This is a genomic window from Oceanisphaera sp. W20_SRM_FM3 (genome assembly GCF_052119705.1).
Lineage (GTDB): Bacteria > Pseudomonadota > Gammaproteobacteria > Enterobacterales > Aeromonadaceae > Oceanimonas.
Genome location: NZ_JBGQOP010000002.1, coordinates 109,933 through 126,004 on the forward strand (window position 1 = coordinate 109,933; position 16,072 = coordinate 126,004).

Annotated in this window: 19 protein-coding genes; 15 read left to right on the forward strand and 4 right to left on the reverse strand. The window is 50.9% G+C overall.

All coding sequences use genetic code 11. The features are described from left to right. Positions 1–108 precede the first annotated feature (108 nt). The 13 genes from ACEN2G_RS01825 to ACEN2G_RS01885 all read left to right on the forward strand — a co-directional run bounded on the left by ACEN2G_RS01825 (position 109) and on the right by ACEN2G_RS01885 (position 11,502). Positions 109–1,539: a glyceraldehyde-3-phosphate dehydrogenase gene (locus ACEN2G_RS01825; protein ID WP_442019757.1), complete on the forward strand. Its 1,431-nt coding sequence runs from the start codon at positions 109–111 to the stop codon at positions 1,537–1,539. A gap of 117 nt (positions 1,540–1,656) precedes the next feature. Continuing rightward, positions 1,657–1,935, forward strand: a complete 279-nt coding sequence (locus ACEN2G_RS01830; protein WP_442019758.1) for a YeaC family protein — start codon at positions 1,657–1,659, stop codon at positions 1,933–1,935. Between the two features lie 310 nt (positions 1,936–2,245). Then, complete coding sequence (locus ACEN2G_RS01835; RefSeq protein ID WP_442019759.1) at positions 2,246–3,220, forward strand: YbgA family protein; 975 nt, start codon at positions 2,246–2,248, stop codon at positions 3,218–3,220. Beyond that, positions 3,210–4,061, forward strand: a complete 852-nt coding sequence (locus ACEN2G_RS01840; RefSeq protein ID WP_442019760.1) for a MerR family transcriptional regulator — start codon at positions 3,210–3,212, stop codon at positions 4,059–4,061. Before ACEN2G_RS01835 ends, ACEN2G_RS01840 begins: the two co-directional genes overlap by 11 nt. Then, complete coding sequence (gene phrB, locus ACEN2G_RS01845) at positions 4,039–5,535, forward strand: deoxyribodipyrimidine photo-lyase (protein WP_442019894.1); 1,497 nt, start codon at positions 4,039–4,041, stop codon at positions 5,533–5,535. The genes ACEN2G_RS01840 and phrB overlap by 23 nt, the downstream gene beginning before the upstream one ends. Further along, complete coding sequence (locus ACEN2G_RS01850; protein WP_442019761.1) at positions 5,532–5,954, forward strand: nuclear transport factor 2 family protein; 423 nt, start codon at positions 5,532–5,534, stop codon at positions 5,952–5,954. The genes phrB and ACEN2G_RS01850 overlap by 4 nt, the downstream gene beginning before the upstream one ends. Further along, positions 5,951–6,676, forward strand: a complete 726-nt coding sequence (locus tag ACEN2G_RS01855; protein WP_442019762.1) for an SDR family NAD(P)-dependent oxidoreductase — start codon at positions 5,951–5,953, stop codon at positions 6,674–6,676. The genes ACEN2G_RS01850 and ACEN2G_RS01855 overlap by 4 nt, the downstream gene beginning before the upstream one ends. After that, the gene (locus ACEN2G_RS01860) at positions 6,673–7,923 is read left to right on the forward strand and encodes an NAD(P)/FAD-dependent oxidoreductase (RefSeq protein WP_442019895.1); all 1,251 of its coding nucleotides are present in this window, start codon (positions 6,673–6,675) and stop codon (positions 7,921–7,923) included. The genes ACEN2G_RS01855 and ACEN2G_RS01860 overlap by 4 nt, the downstream gene beginning before the upstream one ends. 24 nt (positions 7,924–7,947) lie before the next feature. Next, positions 7,948–8,691, forward strand: coding sequence for a DUF1365 domain-containing protein (locus ACEN2G_RS01865; protein ID WP_442019763.1), 744 nt, complete (start codon positions 7,948–7,950; stop codon positions 8,689–8,691). Positions 8,692–8,702: 11 nt separating this feature from the next. Further along, entirely contained in the window at positions 8,703–9,953 is a 1,251-nt protein-coding gene (locus tag ACEN2G_RS01870) for a class I SAM-dependent methyltransferase (RefSeq protein WP_442019764.1), read from the forward strand. Beyond that, positions 9,926–10,429 (forward strand): DUF2878 domain-containing protein, encoded by a 504-nt coding sequence (locus tag ACEN2G_RS01875; RefSeq protein WP_442019765.1) that lies wholly within the window; start codon positions 9,926–9,928, stop codon positions 10,427–10,429. The genes ACEN2G_RS01870 and ACEN2G_RS01875 overlap by 28 nt, the downstream gene beginning before the upstream one ends. Beyond that, positions 10,410–10,940 carry a chalcone isomerase family protein gene (locus ACEN2G_RS01880; RefSeq protein ID WP_442019766.1) on the forward strand — a complete coding sequence of 177 codons (531 nt, stop codon included), beginning with the start codon at positions 10,410–10,412 and terminating at the stop codon, positions 10,938–10,940. Before ACEN2G_RS01875 ends, ACEN2G_RS01880 begins: the two co-directional genes overlap by 20 nt. A 1-nt stretch (position 10,941) precedes the next feature. Further along, complete coding sequence (locus ACEN2G_RS01885; RefSeq protein WP_442019767.1) at positions 10,942–11,502, forward strand: DUF3833 domain-containing protein; 561 nt, start codon at positions 10,942–10,944, stop codon at positions 11,500–11,502. Between the two features lie 82 nt (positions 11,503–11,584). On the opposite strand, the gene yfbR is transcribed toward ACEN2G_RS01885, so the two are convergent. Next, entirely contained in the window at positions 11,585–12,193 is a 609-nt protein-coding gene (gene yfbR / locus ACEN2G_RS01890; RefSeq protein WP_442019768.1) for a 5'-deoxynucleotidase, read from the reverse strand. Between the two features lie 165 nt (positions 12,194–12,358). On the opposite strand from yfbR, the gene ACEN2G_RS01895 reads away from it, so the two are divergent. Beyond that, positions 12,359–12,649 carry a DUF1244 domain-containing protein gene (locus ACEN2G_RS01895; protein WP_442019769.1) on the forward strand — a complete coding sequence of 97 codons (291 nt, stop codon included), beginning with the start codon at positions 12,359–12,361 and terminating at the stop codon, positions 12,647–12,649. An 80-nt stretch (positions 12,650–12,729) separates the two neighbouring features. Here the strand turns inward: ACEN2G_RS01895 and purU are convergent, their stop codons facing one another. The 3 genes from purU to ACEN2G_RS01910 all read right to left on the reverse strand — a co-directional run bounded on the left by purU (position 12,730) and on the right by ACEN2G_RS01910 (position 15,201). Beyond that, positions 12,730–13,566, reverse strand: a complete 837-nt coding sequence (purU, locus tag ACEN2G_RS01900) for a formyltetrahydrofolate deformylase (RefSeq protein ID WP_442019770.1) — start codon at positions 13,564–13,566, stop codon at positions 12,730–12,732. A 43-nt stretch (positions 13,567–13,609) separates the two neighbouring features. Beyond that, a complete protein-coding gene (locus ACEN2G_RS01905; RefSeq protein ID WP_442019771.1) occupies positions 13,610–14,095 on the reverse strand; it encodes a YchJ family protein in 486 nt (161 codons plus the stop codon). Positions 14,096–14,250: 155 nt separating this feature from the next. Beyond that, positions 14,251–15,201 carry an OmpA family protein gene (locus tag ACEN2G_RS01910; protein ID WP_442019772.1) on the reverse strand — a complete coding sequence of 317 codons (951 nt, stop codon included), beginning with the start codon at positions 15,199–15,201 and terminating at the stop codon, positions 14,251–14,253. Between the two features lie 414 nt (positions 15,202–15,615). Between ACEN2G_RS01910 and ACEN2G_RS01915 the strand changes: the two genes are divergently transcribed. Continuing rightward, positions 15,616–15,876, forward strand: a complete 261-nt coding sequence (locus ACEN2G_RS01915) for a helix-turn-helix domain-containing protein (RefSeq protein WP_442019773.1) — start codon at positions 15,616–15,618, stop codon at positions 15,874–15,876. Positions 15,877–16,072 lie beyond the last annotated feature (196 nt).

The following is a 16,072-nucleotide window of genomic DNA, read 5'->3' on the forward strand; positions in this document are numbered from 1 at the left end:
CGGGCGGACTTTGTCTGCTACATCAATCCTCATGGCAATTACCTCATGATGACCACCTCATCCATGATAATTACCTAATGCAAGTTACCTGATAAAAGGACTCGGTCAATGACCCACGAGAGTTACCTGTCTGCTTGGCAGCAAAGCCAAGAGTTGGCGGAATCTATGCAGCCCCTGATCGGCAAATTGTACCGTGATCAGGGCGTAGAAATTAGCGTGCATGCGCGCCCCTTGCTCAATGCGTCAACCATTGAGATCATCAAGGCGCACCGTGTGGTGAGTCGCCATGAAGGCGAAGCCCTGCTGGTCAGCCAAAGCTACCCTATTTTAAAAGCCTTGGGCGAGTTGGACTTAGCACCTGCCAGCATCGACTTAGGCAAATTGGCCGTTAGCTACTGGCAGACTCATAACGATGAGTCAGGCTTAGCGGCGTTTTTGCAACAGCAGCTGGCGCCCGCTCTTAATCAGGCACACGCCAACCAGTCCACCGATGTGGTGCTGTATGGTTTTGGTCGTATTGGTCGCTTGGTGGCGCGGTTATTGATTGAGCGCTCTGGCGGTAACCACGGTCTGCGTTTACGCGCGATTGTGGTACGCGGCTCGGCAGACGATCTGGAAAAGCGCGCCAGCTTATTGCGTCGCGACTCGGTACACGGTCCTTTTAACGGCTCCATTGAAGTGGACATGGAAAAGCATGCCATTATCGCCAACGGCACCTACATTCAGGTGATTTACGCCAATGGCCCAGCAGAAATCGATTACACCCAATACGGTATTAATGACGCCTTAATCGTCGATAACACAGGTATTTGGCGCGATGAAGAAGGCCTAGGCCAGCATCTTAAAGCCAAGGGCGCGGCGCGTGTATTGCTGACCGCTCCGGGCAAGGGCGACATTAAAAATATCGTGTTTGGCGTGAACGACAACATGATATTGCCGACCGACAGCATAGTGTCGGCGGCTTCTTGTACCACTAACGCCATCACGCCGGTATTGAAAGCGGTAAGCGATAAGTACGGCATCAAAAACGGCCACGTTGAAACCGTACACTCCTATACCAACGACCAAAACCTGATTGATAACTTCCACAAGGGTGATCGTCGTGGCCGCAGTGCGGCATTAAACATGGTATTAACCAGCACGGGTGCCGCTTCGGCTGTGGCCAAGGCCTTGCCTGAGCTAAAAGGCAAGTTGACCGGTAACGCCATTCGCGTACCCACGCCAAACGTATCGATGGCGGTGATCAACCTGAACTTGAATAAGCCCACTAACGCGGTCGAGCTTAACGAGTACTTATTAGCCATGTCACTGGACTCACCTTTGCATCAGCAAATTGATTTCAGCACCAGCAGCGAATTAGTGTCCACCGACATGGTGGGCTCGCGCTTCGCTGGCATCGTCGACTCTTTGGCGACCATTGCCGAAGACGACCGCGCCGTGTTGTATGTTTGGTATGACAACGAATTTGGTTACAGCTGTCAGGTAGTCCGCGTTATGCAAAAAATGGCGGGTATCGTGCTAATGGACTTGCCGCGCTAACTTGATTGATGCGCACAGCGGTATTTAATGCCGAGTGAGTAAAGGGCGGCTTAGGCTGCCCTTTTTTATTGGTACTTTTTATTCACCTTGTATGTACCCCAGTAATAGGAGCAATGCATGTCATCTTTTGAGCAAGTGATCGCCAATATGCCGGAAGAGGTGTTTCAGCGTTTAAAAACCGCGGTCGAGATCGGCAAATGGCCCGATGGCATTGTCTTAACCGCCGAACAAAAGGAAAGCAGCTTGCAGGCGGTGTTAATGTGGCAAGCGCTGCATGTGGATAATCCTGAGCACATGTCAGTGGGCAAGGGCGGTGATATCATGATGAAAAGCAAAGCCGAATTGCTGCGCCAATACAGTGATGAAATAGAAATCGCCCGCCAAAAGGTGGATTAGCTTAATCGTGAAGACGGGAGGTGTAAGGTGTGAGGAGAACAAGCCTGATACCTTCTGTTCATCATTTATCTAAGAAAGCATTAAGTACTCGCTTAGTGCTTTTTCAATTTAATCATTGATAAATATCATCACGACGGCTCATAAGGCCGATTTATGCTTGTCGAGATACGGGGTTGCTGTTTTCCTTTCACGCCTCACGCCTCACGCCTCACGCCTCACGCCTCACGCTAAATTATTTTTCTTATACAAGCTTGATCTTCTTGTACAACAACAGCTATCTTACATACATAGTTGTACAACAAGGTGAGATATGTACAAGTTTGACCCCAAAATAATTCGTGTCGGCATCAGTGGCTGCTTAATCGGCCAAAAGGTGCGCTTTGACGGTGGCCATAAGCGTTCGGACTTTTGTACCGACCAGTTAGCCAACCATGTGGAATTTGTGCCTTTTTGCCCAGAAATGGCCATCGGCCTTGGCACGCCTAGACCCAGCATTCGCTTGATCAGTACCCGCTCAAACCCAAATGCCGGCGACAGCAATATTATTGCCCAAACCGCAAAGGGGGATGATGTGACCGAGGCACTGCGCGATTATGGGCGCACCATGGCGGCACAGTTTGGCGGCTTAAGCGGCTATGTATTGTGTGCCAAATCTCCGAGCTGTGGCATGGAGCGAGTGCGGGTGTACCATGAAAGTGGCCAAGGTAGCGTCAAAGACGGCATCGGCATTTATGCCGCCGAGCTAATGCGTGCTCAGCCGTTACTGCCGCTGGAAGAAGACGGGCGTTTAAGCGATCCGGGTTTGCGCGAAAACTTCGTTACCCGCGTGTTTGCGCTGCACGACTGGCAATGCTTGTGCCATGAAGGCATTACCGCCGCCGGTCTGATTGCTTTTCACAGCCGCTATAAATACCTTTTGATGGCGCACCATCGCGAGAGCTATCTGCAATTAGGCAAGCTGTTATCTGACTTATCTAAGAACGTAGAAGCCATAGCCGACACCTACATTAGCCAGTTAATGCAGGCCCTAAGCCTGCCGGTAACGCGCAATAATCACACCAATGTGCTACAGCATTTGCAGGGTTACTTTAAGCGCGAGCTCAACAGTAGCCAGCGCGAAGAGCTCGCAGACACCATTAGCCAATATCATCAAGGTATTTTGCCGCTGTTTGCGCCCATTACCTTGTTTCGTCATTATCTAAAAGCCTTCCCGAATGACTATCTGCGCCAGCAGGTTTATTTAAATCCTCATCCGGAGGCATTGCGACTGCGCTATGGCATCTGAAGCTAACGCTATTCCAACCTACCCGATTCGGGATGTGGCGCGCCTCACCGGCATCAATCCGGTGACCTTGCGTGCGTGGCAGCGCCGTTACGGTCTTTTGAAACCGGCACGCACCGAAAAAGGCCACCGGCTGTACAGCGAAGACGACATCAGCACCATTCGCTATATTCTGCATTGGCTGGAGCAGGGCGTGAGCATAGGGCAGGTGAAAAGCCTGCTCGATACGCCAACACCAGAGGTGAGCGGCTCGAACTGGCAACAAGCTCAAGCGCAGCTGTTGGACTCGGCAATGGCCCTTAACTTGGGCCGCTTAGAGGCTGAGGTATTAGAGCTGGCGAGTCTGTATCCGGCAGAGCTGGTGCTGCGTAAGGTGATTGAGCCTTGGCTGCTGGCCTTGGCGCAATTACACAGGCCCGATGCGCAACTGATCGAACAAAGTGCGCGTGCCTTATTAATGCGCTTATTGCAGCAAATGCTCACCATTAAAAGTGGGCCTGTGTTGGCGGTGGCGCGCGTGGGGCAGGTGCTGGCGCAACACGCCTTATTAACCCAGTTTGAATTGCAGGGGTTGGAGTGTCGCAGCCTAGATTTAGGGGTACTGGACCCGCATACCTTGCCGCTGGCGGTGGGGCGCCTGAAATTTGATGCCTTGGTGATAGTGTTGGGCGCGGGCTTGAGTCAGAGCTGGTTTTTAGACGCCGATGCCGTACTGCCCGAGCGCTGCTTTTACGTCGGCGAGCTGGGCACGCTTTATCAACAACAAGGCTGGTTGAATCGCCCATTTTCGGTGTGCGTCAGCGACATTAAGAGGGAGCATGATGCGTCATTTAGTCTGGTTTAGATCTGATCTACGCGTCGCGGATAATCCGGCCTTATCCGCCGCCGCCGATGGCGCTCAAGTCAGCGCCATTTACATCGACTGTTTGCCCCAGTGGCAGCAGCATGGTCGCTCAGCCATACAGCGGGATTTTTTAAGCCGTCATCTGCAGACCTTAAATGAGCAATTGGCAGACTTGGGCATAGCATTCACAGTGCTCAGTGCCGATAGTTTTGCCGAGGTGCCCGAGTTATTGGCTAACTGGCTGGCAGAGCATCCCCATGATGCCTTATACGCCAACCGTGAAATCGCCATTGATGAGCGCCGTCGCGATAAAGCGGTGCAGCAGCGTCTAAAAGACGTGCTTGAAATCCGCGTGTTTAATGGCGACTGCGTGTTTAATCACGCCAGTCTCACCACCCAAAGTGGCGCCATGTATAAGGTGTTTACGCCGTTTGCTAAAAGCTGGTTAGCGCAGTTGCGCCAAAACGGTTATCAATTGCATGCGGTGCCAAAGGCACAAGGCAAAACGGTACAGGCCAGTGCCATCGAGCTTCTGGGTGAGCGAGTCAGTAGTGCCGCTTGGCCGGTGGGCGAGCAAGAGGCCCTCGAGCGCTTACGCTTATTCTGTGAGTCGGGTTTATATGATTATGGCGAGCGGCGTGATTTTCCGGCCATTATTGGCACCAGCAGCTTATCGCCTTATTTAGCGCTGGGCGTTATTTCTCCTCAACAATGTTTAGCCGCCATCGAGCAACAACTTGGGCACTTGCCGTTAAGCCGAGGTGAGCAAGGCTTCGTGTGGTTAAACGAGCTCATTTGGCGGGAGTTTTATCGTCATTTGCTGGTGGCTTTTCCACATCTGTCCATGAACCGCGCCTTTAAACCCGAGACCGAAGCCCTGCAATGGAGCCAAGATAGTACCGACTTTGAGGCTTGGTGCTGCGGGCAAACCGGTTATCCCATCGTGGATGCGGCAATGCGGTGTTTGAATACCACAGGTTGGATGCACAATCGGCTGCGCATGATAGTGGCCAGCTTCTTAACCAAAGATCTGCACCTGAGCTGGCGCCAAGGGGAAGACTATTTTATGTCGCGCCTGATCGATGGCGAGCTGGCGGCCAACAACGGCGGCTGGCAATGGGCGGCAGGTACGGGCGCAGATGCCGCCCCTTATTTTCGAGTGTTTAATCCCACTACCCAAGGCGAGCGCTTCGATACCAAGGGCGATTTTATTCGCCAATGGGTGCCCGAGCTAAAAGCGGTGCCGGCTAAGCACATTCATACTCCCCATGAATGGTTAACTTGTCATCAACGGGGGCACGGTTACCCTAAACCGATTGTGGATCACAAGCGAGCGCGCATTCACGCCATTGCCATGTTTAATGCACTAAAAGAGACCCCTAGCGCTGCAGATAGCCAGCCTTACCTGACCGATGCACTCGCCGATAAACAAAGCGAATTGTGGTTATCGCACCTCGAGCAGGAGGACTTATGAGCCCTGCATTAGCGGTGTTTTGCCGAGAATATCAGAGTTTGTCTGCCGACAACTTAAGCGTGTTGCGCGAAATTTATGCGCCTAATATTCAGTTTCAAGACCCTAGCCATGTGCTAAGCGGTATCGATGATTTAGTAAGCTACTTTGAAAACCTGTTCAGTAATGTGCAGTCTTGCCAGTTTGAAATAGAGCAGGTGATGGAGCAAGAGGGCGAGGCGTTTGTGCGCTGGCAGATGCGTTTTGCCCATCCCAAACTCAATGGCGGGGCTGAGATCTGCGTGCCGGGCGTAAGCCAATTACGCTTTAGTGAGCAAATAGACTTTCATCGTGATTACTTCGATCTTGGTGCCATGCTCTATGAGCATATTCCGATTATGGGCGCCTTGGTTAAAACCCTTAAGCGGAGACTAAGCCAATGAAACGCGTATTAATCACCGGAGCAAATTCTGGGATGGGGCTGCAACTGGCCAAAGATTACGCCGCCGATGGCTGGCAGGTGGTGGCCTGCGCCAGAGATCTCAGCAAGCTACAGCAAGCATTAGCAGGCATCGCCTTTGAAGCCTGTATTTTTGATATGCAGCAGGTGGATGAAATTAACGCTGTGGTGAGCACGCTGGCGCCGCTGGATCTGGTGCTGCTTAATGCCGGAAACTGTGAATATATCGAAGATGTACGCCACTTTGACGCGGCACTGTTTAAGCGTGTGATAAACGTAAACTTGATTGGCACCGCCAACTGCGTGTCGGCGTTAATACCGCATATTAAACACGGCGGTCGTTTAGCAGTCGTCAGTTCATCGGTGAGCTTTTTACCCCTGACCCGCGCCGAAGCCTACGGCGCCTCTAAGGCGGGACTGGATTATTTAGTGCGCACCTTAGCCATAGATCTGGCGCCGCACAATATTGCGGTAAGCCTGATACGCCCAGGCTTTGTCGATACGCCACTGACCCAAAAAAATGACTTTGCTATGCCCGGCCAAGTTAGCCCTGAATTTGCCAGTCGCGCCATTCGCAATGGGCTGGCCAAGGGCAAGTCTGAGATAAGTTTTCCCTTTGGTTTAATCAGTCTGCTACGTGTCTTGTCTTGGTTGCCCCATGGTCTGTGGCGGCGCCTCAGTCAGCGCATGGTAAGGAAAGCATAATGAAGAAAATTGCCATAGTAGGCAGCGGTATTGCCGGACTAACCTCGGCTTGGCTGTTGAGCCAGCAGCATGAGGTCACCCTTTTTGAAGCCAACGATTATTTGGGCGGGCACACGGCCACGGTTGATATTCAGTTAAACGGTAAAACCCTTGCCGTCGATACTGGCTTTATCGTATTTAACGACCGCACCTACCCTAACTTTCAGCGCTTGCTGGCACGCATTGGTGTGGGTGCCAAGCCCACCGAGATGAGCTTTAGCGTCCAGCAACAGCAAACGGGGCTGGAATATAATGGCCATACGCTGGGCTCACTGTTTGCCCAGCGCTCAAACCTCTATAGCTTAAAATTTTACGGATTTTTAGCCCAAATAGTGCGCTTTAATCTGTTGTGTAAGAAGGTGTTGAAAGAGCAGTCGCTGAATAATACGGACAGCTTGGGAGACTTTCTCGACCAATATGGCTTTTCTGAGTTCTTTACTAGCCATTATATTTTGCCCATGGTAGCGGCCATTTGGTCGTCGTCCTTGGCAGACAGCCGCGACTTTCCGTTGGCTTTTTTCCTGCGCTTTTTTAACCATCATGGTCTGCTAAATCTGATAGATAGGCCCCAGTGGTACGTGGTGCAAGGCGGCTCGCGCAGCTATATTCCGGCGCTAACCGCACCGCTCAACGACATCCGCATGAACACGCCCGTATTAGGCATTACTCGTCATGCACAAGGCGTCACCCTCACCACGGCCGCCGGCAGTGAAGAGTTTGATGAGGTGGTGCTGGCCTGCCATTCGGATCAAGCGCTGGGTATGTTAACCGATGCTTCTGAGCGTGAGCGCGCCGTATTAGGCGGGCTGGAGTATCGTGATAACGAGGTCATCTTACACACAGATATCCGCTTGCTGCCTACAGAGCCGCGCGCCTGGGCCAGTTGGAATTACTGGCTAGATGGCAGCGAAGACGCGCTACCCGCCGTCACTTACAACATGAATATCTTGCAGGGCATAACCTCTGAGCAAACGCTGTGCGTGACACTTAATCGCGGCTATGCCATCGCACCCGATAAGATTTTACGCCGCTTTAGTTATGCCCATCCGGTTTACAACCACGCCGCCATTGCCGCCCAAGCCCGCCGCAATGAGATTTGTGGCCAGCAGCACACCCATTTTTGTGGCGCCTACTGGTACAACGGCTTTCATGAAGACGGCGTGAACAGCGCGCTCGATGTGTGCGCCCGATTTGGCATCAGCTTATGAAGGGCCTGATATGACGAGGCACATATGACGAATAATAGCGCCATTTACCAAGGCCAAGTGCGCCATCGGCGTTTTGCGACAGAGGGGCAGAAGGCCCATCACTTTAGCTATGGCCTATATATGCTGGCGCTGGACTTGGACGAGCTTGATGATTTAGCTGCAAGCAGCCGGCTGTTTGCGGTGGAGCGCTTTGCCCCTTTAAGCTTTCGCCGTCGTGATTACTTAGGCTGCCCGCAATTGCCTTTGAAAGCGGCTGTGCTGCAAGAAGTGACGCGCTTAGGCGGTGAAGCTGATGCCATAGACAGCGTCGTGATGCTCGGCCAAGTGCGCTGCTTTGGGCTGTATTTTAGCCCCATTAATGTGTTTTTTTGCTACCAAGGTGAACAGCCGCGCTTCGCCTTAATGGAAGTGCATAACACCCCGTGGAACCAGCGCCATTGCTATTTGGTGGACTTAGCCAAGCAAGATCCTACAGAGAAAGAATTTCACGTATCGCCCTTTATGGGCATGAATATGCAATATCACTGGCGCATTAGCCCGCCCAGCCTAGCTCAATCAGGAAAACGCGTGCTGGTACACATCGAAAACCGTAACCCCGACTTGCTGTTTGATGCCACCTTGAGCTTGCGCCGCCACGTGTTTGAGCGCTCTGTGCTAAAAGCGGCCTTACTGCAATGGCCCTTGATGACGCTAACCATAGTGCGCGGCATTTACTGGCAAGCGCTGCGATTATTTTTAAAACGCATTCCTTACCATTCACCATCTTAAAGGGACTTCTTATGGAAACGACGCTAACCCGCTCGCAACCGCGGCATTTAGACCGTTGGGCTCGCCGCTTGGCTTTTTCGCTACTCAATAGCTTAACCGGTGCCGGTTTGACCATTAAAGAAGGTCAACAGATCTTTGCCTTTGGTGATCGCAATGCCGCCTTACAAGCGCACATTCAAGTGCATGAGCCACGTTTTTATCGCCAACTTATGCTGGGCGGCAGCATAGGCGCGGCCGAAGCTTGGGTAGAAGGTAACTGGCACAGCAGCGATTTATCGGCGGTGGTGCAATTATTTGCCCGCAACATGGCCACCTTAGACAGATTTGAGCGCCGCTTAGCGTGGCTAACGACACCTTGGCATAAGCTGAAGCATAAATTTAATCGCAACTCACTGAGCGGCAGTCGCGCCAATATTGCCGCCCATTACGACTTGGGCAATGAGATGTATCAGCTGTTTCTCGACCCACTAATGCAATATTCATCGGCGGTGTTTCCGAGTGCCGACAGCACCTTAGATGCGGCTCAAACCCATAAGCTGCATTTGATTTGCCAGCAACTGGAGCTAACGCCTGACGATCACTTGCTGGAAATCGGCACAGGTTGGGGCGGTTTGGCCTGTTTCGCCGCCGAGCATTATGGCTGCCAAGTCACCACTACTACCTTGTCGGCGGAGCAGCTTAAACATGCAAAAGTGCGTGTGGAGGCGGCGGGTTTAAGCGATAAGGTGACGCTATTGCTGGAGGATTATCGCGATCTCAAAGGCCAATACGACAAAGTGGTGTCGGTGGAAATGATTGAAGCCGTGGGTCATGAGTATTTGCCGGTCTACTTTAAGGCGCTCAATCGGCTGCTTAAGCCAGAAGGTAAGCTGTTTATTCAAGCCATTACCATAGCGGATCAGCGCTACGACAGTTATCGCAGCGGCGTAGACTTTATTCAGCGCTATATTTTCCCGGGCGGCTGTTTGCCCTCGGTCAGTGAAATGTGTCGGCACTTAAAAGAGCAAACCGACATGACGCTCACCGCACTGCAAGATTATGGCCAGCACTATGCACAGACCTTAAATGTGTGGGCGGCGCGTTTTCAGCAGCTAGAGCCGGCACTCAAAGACTTAGGTTATAGCCGTGACTTTCATCGGCTGTGGGCCTTTTATTTTGCCTACTGCGAGGGCGGATTTCGCGAAGGCAGCATAGGCTTGGCGCACTTCACGGCGGCTAAACCAGGAGCGCGCAGATGTCTAAGTGGCAATGGACGCAACTAGTCGGCTTTTACGGCTTTTGGTTTGTGGCGGTCATGGGTCAAAACAGCCTAGCTTGGGTTTTAGGCTTATTAATTTTGGTGCATTTTATTTTTACCCTGAGCCGAGCGGATGACTTTAAGGTATTAAGCCTAGGCTTGGTGGGCATAGCCGTTGATGCTGTGCTGACTTGGGGTGAGGTGTTCGCCTTTGAACAGTGGCCAATATGGTTGGCGCTATTGTGGCTTGGTTTTGTGCTCACCTTGGGGCACAGCCTGCGCTGGCTAGCGGCGCGGCCCGTTTGGCAACAAGCACTGTTAGGTGCCATCTCAGGACCCAGCTCTTACCTAGGTGGTTGGCGGCTAGGTGCGGTTGATTTACCGTTCGGACCTTGGCTGACGCTCGCTATCTTGGCACCGGTGTGGGCACTATTACTGGTGGCGTTAGTGCGTTTAGATACCTTAATAAGGAGCAAGTCTTATGGCGAAGAAAATAGTTAAGTGCGTGTTTAAGTCGGTTTTTTTAAAACAAGCTTGTCTCTTGCTGCTGTCGAGCTTATTGGCTTTTCAGGTACACGCCAGTGCTCATGCTGGATTACAGCTAGTGGGCAAAGGGCAGATGCGCTGGATGTTGTTCGACTTGTATCAGGCACAACTTTACAGCACAGATGGTCGCTATCAGGCGGGGCGCTATCCCCAAGCGCTGCGCTTGCTTTACCAAAAAAATATCAGCCGCGATGCCTTAATTGAAGCCACGGAGACGGAGTGGCAGCGCTTAGACATTAAAGCGCAGCCCAGCTGGTCCGCACAATTGCGCGCCCTCTGGCCGAATGTCAAAAAAGGCAATGAGCTGGCCATTCGTGTGGAAACTTCAGGTATCAGCCGTTTTTACTTTAACCAAGTGCCCTTGGGGGAGATTACAGATCCCGCCTTTGGACCTGCATTTCTCGCGATTTGGCTATCAAAGAATAGCCTTAACCCGAGTCTCACTCGCCAATTAAAAGGAAATTAATATGCGAAGCTCTCATTCAAGCCAAATTAAACGCTTACTTTTATCCGTGCTCGCCACCCTGACATTGGGCCTAGGTTTAATGTCGTGCAGCACTGATATTAACGACTATGCCAATACCAGCCCGCAGTTTGCGCTCGATGAATACTTTAATGGCGAGCTGAGCGCCCACGGTATAGTGCAAGACAGATCCGGTAAGGTCTTGCGCCGCTTTACGGTGGCCATGGTCGGCACTTGGCAGGGCAATAAAGGCACATTAGAAGAAGACTTCGTCTATGACGATGGCGAGCAACAACGCCGAGTATGGCACCTCGAAAAAACCGCAGACGGCCATTACACGGGTACCGCCAGTGATGTGGTGGTAGCAGCCAAGGGCCAAACCCAAGGTTTTGCGCTGAATTGGCGCTACACCTTAGCTGTGCCGGTAGATGGCAAGGTGTGGAACATTAACTTTAATGACTGGATGTATCTGCTCGACGATAAACGCGTGCTAAATCGAGCCGAAATGACTAAGTTCGGTTTTAAAGTGGGTGAAGTGACGCTGTGGATAGAGCGTAAAAGCTAGCGCCAAGCGCCAAGCGCCGAGCACCAAGCGTAATAACAGCGGTTTTGGGTTAGCTGGGCACTGGTTGCTTGGCGCTCATCAATTAAAACTTAGCGCTGGATATTTCATCCAACGACAGTGAAAAGCTGGGCACAAACACTTCGAGAAAATAACGAATTTCTTGGTTCATGCGCCCATCAAGCATATTGGTTAGGCGCTGCTTGGCGGCGGCAAATTCTTGATTACCGGCGCTCAGCTCTTCGACACACTTTAAATAGGCGCACAGTAAGTCGGCAGACTTTACTAAATGTGTATATTCATCATCGGCGTGAGCACTGAGTAGTGGCGCGTACACAGCTTGCAGGTCATTGGGTAGCATCTTCACTAAGCTTTGCTCGGCGTTAGCCTCTATCTCTTTGTAGGCGCGAGCCATTTGCTCGTTATAGTATTTAACGGGGGTGGGTAAATCGCCGGTCAGCACCTCACTGGCATCATGAAACAGCGCCTGCATGGCGGCTTTAGCGGGGTCAAGTTGCCCCTTATAAAAGGTGTTTTTGATCACTGCCAAGGCGTGGGCTACCATGGCCACTTGTAGACTGTGCTCGGCTACATTTTCTTGTTCTGTGCTGCGCATTAAAGGCCAGCGTTGGATGAGCTTCATGCGCGCCATGTGCGCGAAAAAATGGCTGCGATCGAATGTTGCGTCTTTCATCTGCACCTACCTAACTCAAGGTTCATAAATTATTTACTGCAAACATAGGCTTATCTATTTATCGGCCAACTCATCGCCCAAGCAAGAGAGATTGGTCATCGATAATAGGATGTCGATATAATGGCATCAATTGCCCTTACGTAAACCTCTATCTGGAGAATAATCATGGATAAGCAAACGCAGACCGAATTAGAAGCTGCGGCCTTTCGTGCCTTAGTCGCGCATCTGGATGCCCGCAAAGACGTGCAAAACATCGATCTGATGAACTTGGCAGGCTTTTGCCGCAATTGTTTGAGTAAATGGTATTTAGCGGCGGCCACCGAGCAGGGGGTGGCGCTGGATTACGATCAAGCTCGCGAGCAGGTGTACGGCATGCCCTACGAAGAGTGGAAGACTAAGTATCAACCAGCCGCTAGCCCAGAACAGCTAGCGACCTTTGCGGCAGGTAAAAAATAACTCGCGTAAGACGTAAATAGTGATGAGTGAGGCGCAATACACCTCACTCCTTACGCTTCACCCCTCACACATCACGAGTGTTATTTAAACACTACCGTCTTATTGCCGTACATGAATACTTTTTCTTCCAGCACCAGCGCCAGCGCGCGGCTCAATACCGATCTTTCCACATCGCGGCCGGCTTTGGCCATGTCTTCGGCACTAAACACGTGATTCACGTGGATCACGTCTTGCTCAATGATGGGGCCTTCATCTAGTTCATTGGTCACAAAGTGCGCCGTGGCACCTATCATCTTCACGCCGCGCTCATAGGCTTGGCGATAGGGGCTGGCGCCAATAAAGGCCGGCAAAAATGAGTGATGAATATTGATCAAGCGCTGTTCATAGCGGGCCACGAACTCGGGGCTTAAGATGCGCATATATTTGGCTAAAATCACGTAATCGGGCTGATATTCATCGATAATCTCAGCCATCTTCTGTTCATGCTCAAGACGATTTAAACCTTCGTGAGACACGCAATGAAACGGGATGTCGAACTTGCCGGTTAAGTCCGCTAAAGCCTCGTAGTTACCCACTACGGCGGCAATATCTAGCGTCATAGCACCGGAAAACTGCTTGATCAAAATATCACCCAAACAATGGGCTTCTTTGGTCACCATGATCACCACCCGCTTGTTACCTGCAGGCACCAAACGGCGTTCACTACCCAAAGGCAGGGCATCGTCCAGATCTGCTAGCAAGGTGTGATCGTTAAAGTAGCCTTCCAGCTCGGTGCGCATAAAGAAGTGGCCATTTTCGTAGTCCACAAACTCATCGTTACGCATGATATTTAGCTGATGCTTATAACAGATATTGGTGATTTTAGAGATCAGCCCTTTGGCATCTGGGCAGTGAGTCAGCAGTATTTTTCGTTCCATTATGATGTTCTATCAGCTAGTTAAAGAAGTGGGTGAAAGCGCATTAGCGCTTGGCGCAGCAGTGTTTGTATTTTTTAGGTATATGGTGTTGCGTCACGCCGCAAGGGCAGGGCTGATTAGCGCCAATTTTGGGCGGGTTAATCAGGCCATCACGATACAGCCAGCGGCCGGCCACACGCTCAAAATACGATTGTTCGTGCAATAGTACCACGCGGCCTTGTTCTCGATAACGGACTTTAAACTCTACCACGCCGTGTATGCCATCAGCCTCGATGCGGGTAAAAATAATGTTCAGGCCTAGCCATTGGCAGTTAAGCCCATGCTCGGTGAGCTCCTCACTGGTTAAACTGCCTTGGGTATCTGGATGCCAAGTGGCTAACAGATAATCACCGTTACCCAGCACAAAGGCGCTGTAGCGAGAGCGCATTAAGGCGAGCGGAGTGGGGGCAAGCTGTCCGCTTAACTCTCTGTTTAAATAAGGGGCGCAGCAAGCAGCGAAGGGCTGCAAACTTTGGCAATGGCAAAGCATGAAATATCCTGAGGGCTCTAAAGTGACAAACGTTAGAGTATGCCACTAATAGACGAAATGCAGAACCAAAGACGAGCTATAGAACAAGAGATAAAATAAAAGATGCAATAAAAAACGGCCCCGCAGGGCCGTTGTGATATTTACCTGAGTAAATATTATTCTACGATTTCAACTTCGATGGTCGCTTGTGCTTTGGCATCAACACGACGGTCGCGCTGGCGCTCTTCTTCGGTGATACCTTCGGCTAACTCACTACCATACCAAGCGGTCTGGATGTTTTGAGCTGCAACACCGCGCTGTACCAAGTAGTCTTTCGCAGCCAGTGCACGGCGCTCAGACAACTTACGGTTGTATTCAGCAGTACCTAAACGGTCAGCGTAGCCGGCCAGCTCAACTTGGTAGTTTGGATTCTCTTGTGAGAAACGGGCAACTTCATCTAACGTGGCGCGTGATTCGCCTGACAAGTCAGACTTATCGAACGCAAAGTAGATAGAACCATCAGCGGTTACGCTGCGCGTTTCGTAGGTGGTTTCAGCTTGTGGCTGTTGAACAACAGGAGCCACTGGTGGTGGCGTGCTTTCGCCACGGTTAGGGTGCAGTACCACTTCTAACATGTAGTTGTTCACGTCGGTTTCAAAACCGTTTTTGTTGATATCGCCCATGTCTTCGACACGGCGATAGCGAGCTTGTACATCCACTAAGTCAGACGCTCTATAGGTAATACCACCGCCATAAATAGGTGCAACACCATCGTCGCCTGCACCCGCTTTAATGTCATAACCCAAAGCACCCAGCTCACCGAACAGGCTCACGCGCTCGCTTAATGGCATGCGACCAATGACTGATAAGTTCAGTGCATTAGTGTCTACATCTTGACCAAAACGGTTTAAGCCCAGCTCGGCACCGAAGTAGTCATTAAAGTTATAACCGGTGAACAAGCTAATGGCTTCGCCATCACCGTCCAAGCCGGTATTATTGCGCTCTATGTCGCTAGAATCTGCGTAGCCTGCACCGGCACCTAAGTACCAATCAGCTTGTGCGGTTGCAGACATACCTGCGGCGGCGATCGCCAATGCAATTAAAGTAGGAGCCACTGTCTTTTTCATGTTGTCTTCCTCATTTTATGAGCTTTCGAGTCGAGTCGAAAGGAATGTATCACGGTCGTCAAACTGTAAAAGCACAGCTTATGGCCGTGATGTGTGGGTGTCCCTTGTTGTTGTTTGTCCAAGAAGGAGACCTTAACGGCACTCTCAGTCCTGTTTGAGTATTCCCACACCGATTTAGACTAGCGTTTTTTAAACGTAGTCACAAGATGGAGGCTAGTCTAAAGGGCTAATATTGTCGCAGCTTTTACAATAACCTCCTAGTCTTAAGCCGCTATGTAGCGTTAGTTGAGTCTTTTTGAGATTATTTTGTTTAAAATGAGGCAAGAGCACAACGAGTCTATTTTGTGGTGTTAAACTTAGGTAACCAAGGATGGGTTTTTTGTTATCGATGCATTCGATAGGAGTATAAAAGCTATGAATCCAGATACCAGTTTAGTCGGAAAAAAGATCCGGCAGATACGCGAGTCTTTAGGCCTAAGTCGGCCGAAATTTGCGGAGCTGCTACAAGTCCCTCCCACTACCCTAAAGAACTATGAGTTGGGTTATCGGGAAGTGGGTGGGGCTTTTTTAGTTGCCTTGGCTCAGCATCCTGACTTACATAAGTTTACTCTGTGGTTATTGTCTGACAACACCATAGAAAGCGTTGGGCAAGTTGCACCGGCGCAAGAGCACTGAACCAGATAATAGAGATGCAATAAGTCAAACATAATGGACAAAGTACCAGCAAGCTACCATCGCTTCCTTCCTTGGTGTTAGCAGAGTGAGAGTTTGCTAAGGCTTTGCTCTATGAACGGTTGTCACTCACATGGCCTCGATAAGAGACACCTTATGCCTAAATGGCTAAGGTGCCTTAGTCGTGATTAACGGTAGC

Bases quoted from the DNA above. Each gene is read 5' to 3' on its own strand.
- ACEN2G_RS01825 (WP_442019757.1), top strand. From the start codon at position 109: ATGACCCACGAGAGTTACCTGTCTGCTTGGCAGCAAAGCCAAGAGTTG.
- ACEN2G_RS01830 (WP_442019758.1), top strand. From the start codon at position 1,657: ATGTCATCTTTTGAGCAAGTGATCGCCAATATGCCGGAAGAGGTGTTT.
- ACEN2G_RS01835 (WP_442019759.1), top strand. From the start codon at position 2,246: ATGTACAAGTTTGACCCCAAAATAATTCGTGTCGGCATCAGTGGCTGC.
- ACEN2G_RS01840 (WP_442019760.1), top strand. From the start codon at position 3,210: ATGGCATCTGAAGCTAACGCTATTCCAACCTACCCGATTCGGGATGTG.
- phrB (WP_442019894.1), top strand. From the start codon at position 4,039: ATGCGTCATTTAGTCTGGTTTAGATCTGATCTACGCGTCGCGGATAAT.
- ACEN2G_RS01850 (WP_442019761.1), top strand. From the start codon at position 5,532: ATGAGCCCTGCATTAGCGGTGTTTTGCCGAGAATATCAGAGTTTGTCT.
- ACEN2G_RS01855 (WP_442019762.1), top strand. From the start codon at position 5,951: ATGAAACGCGTATTAATCACCGGAGCAAATTCTGGGATGGGGCTGCAA.
- ACEN2G_RS01865 (WP_442019763.1), top strand. From the start codon at position 7,948: ATGACGAATAATAGCGCCATTTACCAAGGCCAAGTGCGCCATCGGCGT.
- ACEN2G_RS01870 (WP_442019764.1), top strand. From the start codon at position 8,703: ATGGAAACGACGCTAACCCGCTCGCAACCGCGGCATTTAGACCGTTGG.
- ACEN2G_RS01875 (WP_442019765.1), top strand. From the start codon at position 9,926: ATGTCTAAGTGGCAATGGACGCAACTAGTCGGCTTTTACGGCTTTTGG.
- ACEN2G_RS01880 (WP_442019766.1), top strand. From the start codon at position 10,410: ATGGCGAAGAAAATAGTTAAGTGCGTGTTTAAGTCGGTTTTTTTAAAA.
- ACEN2G_RS01885 (WP_442019767.1), top strand. From the start codon at position 10,942: ATGCGAAGCTCTCATTCAAGCCAAATTAAACGCTTACTTTTATCCGTG.
- yfbR (WP_442019768.1), bottom strand. From the start codon at position 12,193: ATGAAAGACGCAACATTCGATCGCAGCCATTTTTTCGCGCACATGGCG.
- ACEN2G_RS01895 (WP_442019769.1), top strand. From the start codon at position 12,359: ATGGATAAGCAAACGCAGACCGAATTAGAAGCTGCGGCCTTTCGTGCC.
- purU (WP_442019770.1), bottom strand. From the start codon at position 13,566: ATGGAACGAAAAATACTGCTGACTCACTGCCCAGATGCCAAAGGGCTG.
- ACEN2G_RS01905 (WP_442019771.1), bottom strand. From the start codon at position 14,095: ATGCTTTGCCATTGCCAAAGTTTGCAGCCCTTCGCTGCTTGCTGCGCC.
- ACEN2G_RS01910 (WP_442019772.1), bottom strand. From the start codon at position 15,201: ATGAAAAAGACAGTGGCTCCTACTTTAATTGCATTGGCGATCGCCGCC.
- ACEN2G_RS01915 (WP_442019773.1), top strand. From the start codon at position 15,616: ATGAATCCAGATACCAGTTTAGTCGGAAAAAAGATCCGGCAGATACGC.